Annotated in this window: 1 protein-coding gene; it reads left to right on the top strand. The window is 70.1% G+C overall.

Going from position 1 to position 304, the window contains the following annotated elements:
* Positions 1-304: ATP-binding cassette domain-containing protein (locus KVS71_RS17240; RefSeq protein ID WP_217585130.1), on the top strand; the 304-nt coding region annotated here is incomplete at both ends.

The following is a 304-nucleotide window of genomic DNA, read 5'->3' as shown; positions in this document are numbered from 1 at the left end:
TCGCCGGCGTCGACCTCGCGGTGCACCGTGGCGAGTCCGTCGCCATCATGGGCGCGGCGGGCTCGGGGAAGACGACGTCCCTGCATGTGCTGGCGGGTATCACCGCACCGGACAGCGGCCGCGTGGTCTTCCAGCCCTCGACGGGCACGGTCATAGACGTGACCGCGCTGGGTGAGGCGGCGCGCTCCCGGCTGCGACGCGAGCGCTTCGGGTTCGTCTTCCAGCAGGGACTGCTGATCCCCGAGCTGACCGCGGTGGAGAACGACGCGCTCGCCTCCATGATCAACGGCGTCGCAAAGAAGGA

Source organism: Microbacterium sp. GbtcB4 (assembly GCF_019091465.1).
GTDB classification, from domain to species: Bacteria; Actinomycetota; Actinomycetes; order Actinomycetales; family Microbacteriaceae; genus Microbacterium; species Microbacterium paraoxydans.
The sequence above is the reverse complement of the archived record's forward strand: the minus strand, read 5'-3'. Positions and strand labels throughout refer to the sequence as shown.